Source organism: Marinomonas communis, assembly GCF_004363305.1.
Classification (GTDB): Bacteria; Pseudomonadota; Gammaproteobacteria; order Pseudomonadales; family Marinomonadaceae; genus Marinomonas; species Marinomonas communis.
The window spans coordinates 1365507-1371506 of the sequence record NZ_SNZA01000001.1; the positions used below are offsets into that span (position 1 = coordinate 1365507).

6 protein-coding genes and 1 rRNA gene are annotated in these 6000 nt (G+C 44.1%); 4 read left to right on the forward strand and 3 right to left on the reverse strand.

Going from position 1 to position 6000, the window contains the following annotated elements; all coding sequences use genetic code 11:
* Positions 1–201 precede the first annotated feature (201 nt).
* From C8D85_RS06365 to C8D85_RS06375, 3 genes are read left to right on the forward strand one after another with little or no spacing between them, the layout of a single operon-like run.
* Positions 202–1200 carry an ABC transporter substrate-binding protein gene (locus C8D85_RS06365; protein ID WP_133560708.1) on the forward strand — a complete coding sequence of 333 codons (999 nt, stop codon included), beginning with the start codon at positions 202–204 and terminating at the stop codon, positions 1198–1200.
* Positions 1201–1259: 59 nt separating this feature from the next.
* Positions 1260–2159, forward strand: coding sequence for an ABC transporter permease (locus tag C8D85_RS06370; protein ID WP_133560710.1), 900 nt, complete (start codon positions 1260–1262; stop codon positions 2157–2159).
* Positions 2152–3321 (forward strand): quaternary amine ABC transporter ATP-binding protein, encoded by a 1170-nt coding sequence (locus C8D85_RS06375; RefSeq protein WP_133560712.1) that lies wholly within the window; start codon positions 2152–2154, stop codon positions 3319–3321. The genes C8D85_RS06370 and C8D85_RS06375 overlap by 8 nt, the downstream gene beginning before the upstream one ends.
* 26 nt (positions 3322–3347) lie before the next feature.
* Here the strand turns inward: C8D85_RS06375 and C8D85_RS06380 are convergent, their stop codons facing one another.
* Positions 3348–4013, reverse strand: coding sequence for a glutathione S-transferase (locus C8D85_RS06380; RefSeq protein ID WP_133560714.1), 666 nt, complete (start codon positions 4011–4013; stop codon positions 3348–3350).
* A 156-nt stretch (positions 4014–4169) separates the two neighbouring features.
* Between C8D85_RS06380 and C8D85_RS06385 the strand changes: the two genes are divergently transcribed.
* Positions 4170–5003, forward strand: coding sequence for a polyphosphate kinase 2 family protein (locus C8D85_RS06385; protein WP_133560716.1), 834 nt, complete (start codon positions 4170–4172; stop codon positions 5001–5003).
* Positions 5004–5054: 51 nt separating this feature from the next.
* Here the strand turns inward: C8D85_RS06385 and C8D85_RS06390 are convergent, their stop codons facing one another.
* Both C8D85_RS06390 and rrf read right to left on the reverse strand, forming a co-directional pair.
* On the reverse strand, positions 5055–5606 hold the full coding sequence (locus C8D85_RS06390) for a DUF2058 domain-containing protein (RefSeq protein ID WP_133560718.1): 552 nt from the start codon (positions 5604–5606) through the stop codon (positions 5055–5057).
* Positions 5607–5907: 301 nt separating this feature from the next.
* A 5S ribosomal RNA gene (rrf, locus tag C8D85_RS06395) occupies positions 5908–6000 on the reverse strand; the annotation flags it as partial.

The window sequence follows — 6000 nt, forward strand, 5'->3', positions numbered from 1 at the left end:
CCGCACTCACTCCGAGTACGGCGCCTACCTTTACACAACCCCCTCTCTTCATAACAAACGACAACATTATTCACTTCGACACTGATGAATAATGTTTCTATGCTAATAACTTATTTGATTACTAATAGTTTGATGTGTAAATTAATAGGCAAAATAATCAAATAATTTCACAGGCAATTAATTATCCTAAAGGAACTCGGCATGATAAAAAAAGCACTCATCACTTCCGCTGGAGCACTGTTTGCTTGCTCCTCATTCGCTGCTGACTGCGGCAAAGTCACCATCGCTGAAATGAACTGGAACTCAGCCAGCTTGATGGCAAATGTTGACCAATTCATCCTAAAGCATGGCTTTGACTGTGATGCTGAGCTAGTTCCTGGCGACACCATGCCAACTGGCACATCTATGATTGAAAAGGGTGAACCTGATATTGCTCCTGAATTGTGGACCAACTCCATGAAAGCGGCTTTGGATCGTGGGGTTGAAGAGGGTCGCTTACAAGTCGCAAGTAAGTCGCTGTCTGATGGTGGTGAAGAAGGCTTCTGGGTACCGCAATATATGGTCGATGAATACCCAGAGTTAGCCACTATTGAAGGGGTTAAAAAACACGCCAAAGAATTCCCGCATCCAGAGGATGATTCCGTATCAGGTTTCTACGGCTGTCCTGCTGGTTGGAACTGTCAAATCACAGCACGTAACCTATTTACCGCGCTAAATTTAGAAGAGTCTGGCTTTGAGTTAGTGGATCCTGGCTCTGGTGCAGGCTTATCAGGCGCCATTGCTCGCGCCTATGAACGACAAGAACCATGGTTCGGTTACTACTGGGCACCAACCGCAGTGCTTGGGAAATACAAAATGGTTAAGGTTGATTTTGGCAGCGGTGTTAATGAACAACACTATTTGGACTGTATCTCTAGTGAAACATGTCTAGAGCCTGAAGTGACTATGTATCCGCCATCTCCTGTATACACTGTCACAACGACTGAGTTTGCAGAAAGAGCGCCAGAGGCATTCGCCTATATGGAAAGCCGCTCCTTTACGAATGCAGAAATGAACAGTTTGCTTGCTTGGATGGAAGAAAACCAAGCTGACGGAGCTTATGCTGCAGAAAACTTTATGTTCGAACATGAAGACATCTGGTCTGCTTGGGTAAGCCCTGCTGTTAAAGAAAAACTCATCACTGCTTTAGATAACCTTTAATGGTTTTTAGAAGGCGTCTACATGGCGCCTTCCCCCGCTTTTTATAAGAGACATGATTTATGGCTGACGCATCCTGGTTAACTGAATTTCCAGATATGAGTCGTCGCGAGCTACTGACGATCCGCAAAACTTTAGATAGCGCTTACCGCGACTTTTCCCGTGAATACGGCGACTCAATTGAATCCCTTTTTGATCCTTTGTTAAGTTTTCTAGTTTGGTTTGAGCATCTACTTATCCAAACACCATGGTGGATTATTCTGTTCATCATTACAGCCATCGTGCATTTTGCCACTCGCTCATGGAAGCTCAGTACCGGTGTCGTTATCTCACTGCTTTTAATAGGTTATTTTGGCATGTGGGAGGATACGATGCGTACACTGAGTATCATCACAGTCTGTACGCTACTCTCCATCGTATTAGGAATACCAATCGGTATATTGATGTCTCGGTCAGATCGGGCCCAATCAATCGTTACGCCACTGCTGGATGTAATGCAAACTATGCCAGCCTTCGTCTACTTAATTCCTGTGGTGATGCTGTTAGGCATCGGTAAAATCCCTGGTGTGATTGCCGTTGTCATATACGCTATCCCCCCCGTGATTCGCTTAACAAATCTAGGCATTCGCCTAGTCAGTAAAGAGATACTTGAAGCGGCCACTGCTTATGGCGCTACGCCTACACAACGACTATTTGGAGTTCAACTTCCTTTGGCAATGCCAACCATCATGGCCGGTATTAACCAAACCATTATGATGGCATTAGCAATGGTAGTGATCGCCTCTATGATTGGTGTTAAGGGCCTAGGCCAACCTGTATTGAAGTCTATTACTAACCAATATTTCACTTTGGGCTTATTAAATGGCCTCGCGATTGTAGCGCTTGCCATCATTTTTGACCGCGTTTCTCAAAGCTACGCTAAACGCACCCAGAAACATTTAGAGGGACAGGATCATGGCTAGCAACGAAAACGCTTTAATTGAAATCGAAGGCCTATATCAAATCTTCGGCCCTAATGCAGAGAAAGTCCTGCCAAAGGTAAAAGCCGGCGCAAGCAAAGACGAAGTTTTGGCAGAAACAGGTCATACGGTAGGTTTACAAGATATAAACCTCGCCATTGATAAGGGCGAAATCTTTGTCATCATGGGACTATCAGGATCAGGCAAATCCACATTAATACGCCACTTTAATCGCCTAATTGATCCCACAGCAGGGAAAATAAAAGTGAACGGCGATGACATCATGACATTGCCTATGAAAGAGTTAACCCAATTTAGGCGTCACAAGATGTCGATGGTATTCCAACATTTTGGTCTACTTCCGCACAGAACGGTTATAGAGAATGTTGGCTATGGGCTATCCATTAAAGGATTAAAACGTAGCGAATGGGAAGACAAAGCAAAAGAATGGCTGGATACCGTTGGTTTAGCTGGCTATGAAGAGCAATACCCTTCGCAGCTCTCTGGTGGCCAACAACAGCGTGTAGGTCTCGCGCGCGCTCTGTGTACTGACGCAGAAATTTTGTTGATGGACGAAGCCTTTTCCGCTCTTGACCCGCTTATCAGATACGACATGCAGAGTCAGTTGATTGAATTGCAGGAAAACCTTCACAAGACCATTATTTTCATCACCCATGATCTAGACGAAGCGCTTCGCCTAGGTGATCGTATTGCGGTTCTTAAAGATGGCAAACTAGTTCAGGTTGGTAAACCTGTTGATATCATATTGAACCCTGCTGACGACTACGTCAGAGCATTCGCAAAAGACGTCAACCGAGCTAGAGCGTTATTTGTTAAGAATGTGATGTCGCCCGCGCTACCGATGTGTTCATCGGATAATATAGAGGACCTCAAATTGCAGCTTAACGAGCATGGCGTAGCCTTCAGGAAAATAGATGATGGCGTGTTCGAAGCCTGTACAGAGATAGACTCTAATGACAACGCTGTCTGGCTAGCTGTTGCAAGCTTAAAGCGTAATCAGCTACTACAAGATATCTTGCCCACCATGCTGGAAAGCAAACAACCACTCCCTGTAATCGACAAGAGCCAGCAGTTGTGTGGTTATCTAAGCCACAAAGCATTAGCAAAAATGCTGCAGCTTCCACATCAAACTGAAGCAGCCTAGATCAGCTTCAACTCAGCCAACACACCTCAAGAATTGAGGTGTGTTGGAAATATAATAGTGGGCTGGCCTTCCTGCCAAGGTTCATACTTTGACATGATCGCAGCAAATTCCTTTCCGTCTACAAAACCACTCAACCAACGCTTTAAATTTGGATAATTTGAATCCGCAAACCAAGTTGGTTTTACCCCAGCAAACTGACGAATAAATGGAAATATTGCGACATCAGCTAACGTCATCGACTCCCCCATTAAGTAAGGATAACGGCTGAGGCGAACATCTAATCGCTTTAGAAAACGCTCACCTTTTTGCCGATAAAACTCTTCCGTGAATTCAGGGTATCGATCTGCGTACTTATATCGATCCAACCAATACTTAAAGCAGTGGTCATTATAAGACACCCAAGTCTGAATCTTCGTTTGCATCACTTTGCTTTGAGGCCAAAGCTGTAAGCTCATGCTAGACGCCGGTGCTTGGTTAATCGCCCACATCATAATGTCAAAACTTTCAGGGTAACGTTTGCCATCAACAATTAACTGCGGCACCGTCGAGCGCCCACCAAGCTTTAATAATGCCTCAGGCTTATTCTTTAACACGACTTCCCTCAACTCTACTGATTGAGAAAGCAAAGCCAGTGTGTAGCGTGCTCGCATTGCATAAGGACAGCGGCGGAAGCTATAAAGTATTGCTGGCAAAAAACTCTCCATTATTCAATCATTTAAAACATACGCATTATAAGTAAAGCAAAGTAAGTGCTAAAGGGATATCAACTTTGCGATAGCGCATATATTAAAGTTCCTATATTGTTAAAAATATGTTGATTAGATTTTCTACTAAACATGGAGCAAGGAATGTTCTCACCAAGCCCTATCACCCTCGTGCCATCTCCTCCCCGTCTAAATGACATTGATACAGCCCATAAGAGCTATACGTTAAAGGATAAGGAGCAGTATCAAAAGAAGCTAAAGAAAACACAAGAGCTGATGCTTAAGGTGCAGCAAGCTTATTACCATCAAGGCAAGCGAGCGATCATCGTTTTTCAAGGCTGGGATGCAGCTGGGAAAGGCGGTGCGATTAGAAGAATCACAGAAAAACTTGATCCTCGAGGCTATCGAGTACATCCAATCGCTTCACCAACAAAAGAAGAGCAAGGCCGACATTACCTGTATCGGTTTCAGACCCGTCTACCTAAGCCTGGCTCCATCGCTATTTTTGATCGCTCCTGGTACGAACGCGTACTAGTTGAACGCATTGAGGAGTTTACTTCACCTAACGAATGGCAACGTGCTTACCAAGAAATCAATGAATTTGAACGTATGCTGACTGATGATGGTGTCCGCATCATCAAGATCTTTATGCATATCTCTAAAGATGAGCAATTAAAGCGCTTTGAAGAACGCCTGAATAACCCGATGAAACAATGGAAGCTGACCGAAGAAGACATTCGCAACCGTGCGAAATGGGATGAATACGAAAGGGCTACAGATGAGATGTTCCAGCGTACTTCAACCCTTTCAGCTCCATGGACTATCATTCCAGGCAATAAGAAATGGTTTGCCCGTGTAGAGGTGCTCCATACTGTAATCGAGGCACTTTCAAAAGAAGTAGACTTAAGCCCACCACCTGTCGACCCAACCGTTGTCAAAGCTGCCCGTAAGCAGCTGGGCATACAAATAAACGACTAGATATAACGTTATAAAGCAGAAGGGCCGATTAAATCGGCCCTTCTTGTATTCTTACCACATCAAATCATCCGGGATTTGGAATTCAGCATACGGATCATCTTCATCGATTTCCTCTGCTTTCGATGAGATATTCAATACCAGAATCATATCAGGCTCTTTCTCTTGAACCTTCTCGGCAATGCCTTTTGGCACGATTTCGTATTGACCTTCCAGCTTAGCAATAGCTAAACGACCTTCAGATAAATCCTTATGCATCTTCTCAGAGACATATAGCTTTTTGACTTTCTTGTCGTCCGTGAAGTTATAGGCGATCTCACCGTCTTCTTTTGCAACACGGTTTTGAATAATAATTTGACGAATCTGGCCAAGAATGGCTTTGTATTCAATTTCAGCTTGACGTTTAAGGTTAAGCTCTTTATCGCGAGCGGCTTTCTCTTCTTTCTGACGCTTTAACTCAGCTTGACGTGCTTCTTCTGCAGAATTGTCTAGCTGACCTTTCTTCATCTTTTGCTTAGTCTGAAGCTTCTCAGCTTTAATCTTATTCGCTTTTTTCTTATCGACAATACCAGCACCTAACAGCTGTTCTTGTAAGGACTTAGCCATGTAAAACCTCTAATAAACGCATATCATAAATTGCATGCATTATATCGTTTTTCAAAAGTAATGCCCTGAACTTTTTACAACCCACTTGTACGACCCCAATTCAGTTCGGGGAGAAAAGGCTTTGATTATTTAACCCTAGGGGGCAGATCCCTGTACGTACATCAGTTTCCGATCACTGCAATCAGTCTAGGAATCTGACCCCTTAGCTAAGGTTTTGCTATCGGGGGATCAAGGCGAGACATTTTCGACGGACGTAAAAAAGCCCTGACAGCGATGCTATCAGGGCTTCTTTAAATTAAAAGCTTGACGACGACCTACTCTCACATGGGATCTCCCACACTACCATCGGCGATGGCGCTTTTCACTTCTGAGTTCGGGATGGGATCAGGTGGTT

Coding starts and splice junctions, on each gene's coding strand:
- C8D85_RS06365 (WP_133560708.1), top strand. CDS start 202: ATGATAAAAAAAGCACTCATCACTTCCGCTGGAGCACTGTTTGCTTGC.
- C8D85_RS06370 (WP_133560710.1), top strand. CDS start 1,260: ATGGCTGACGCATCCTGGTTAACTGAATTTCCAGATATGAGTCGTCGC.
- C8D85_RS06375 (WP_133560712.1), top strand. CDS start 2,152: ATGGCTAGCAACGAAAACGCTTTAATTGAAATCGAAGGCCTATATCAA.
- C8D85_RS06385 (WP_133560716.1), top strand. CDS start 4,170: ATGTTCTCACCAAGCCCTATCACCCTCGTGCCATCTCCTCCCCGTCTA.
- C8D85_RS06390 (WP_133560718.1), bottom strand. CDS start 5,606: ATGGCTAAGTCCTTACAAGAACAGCTGTTAGGTGCTGGTATTGTCGAT.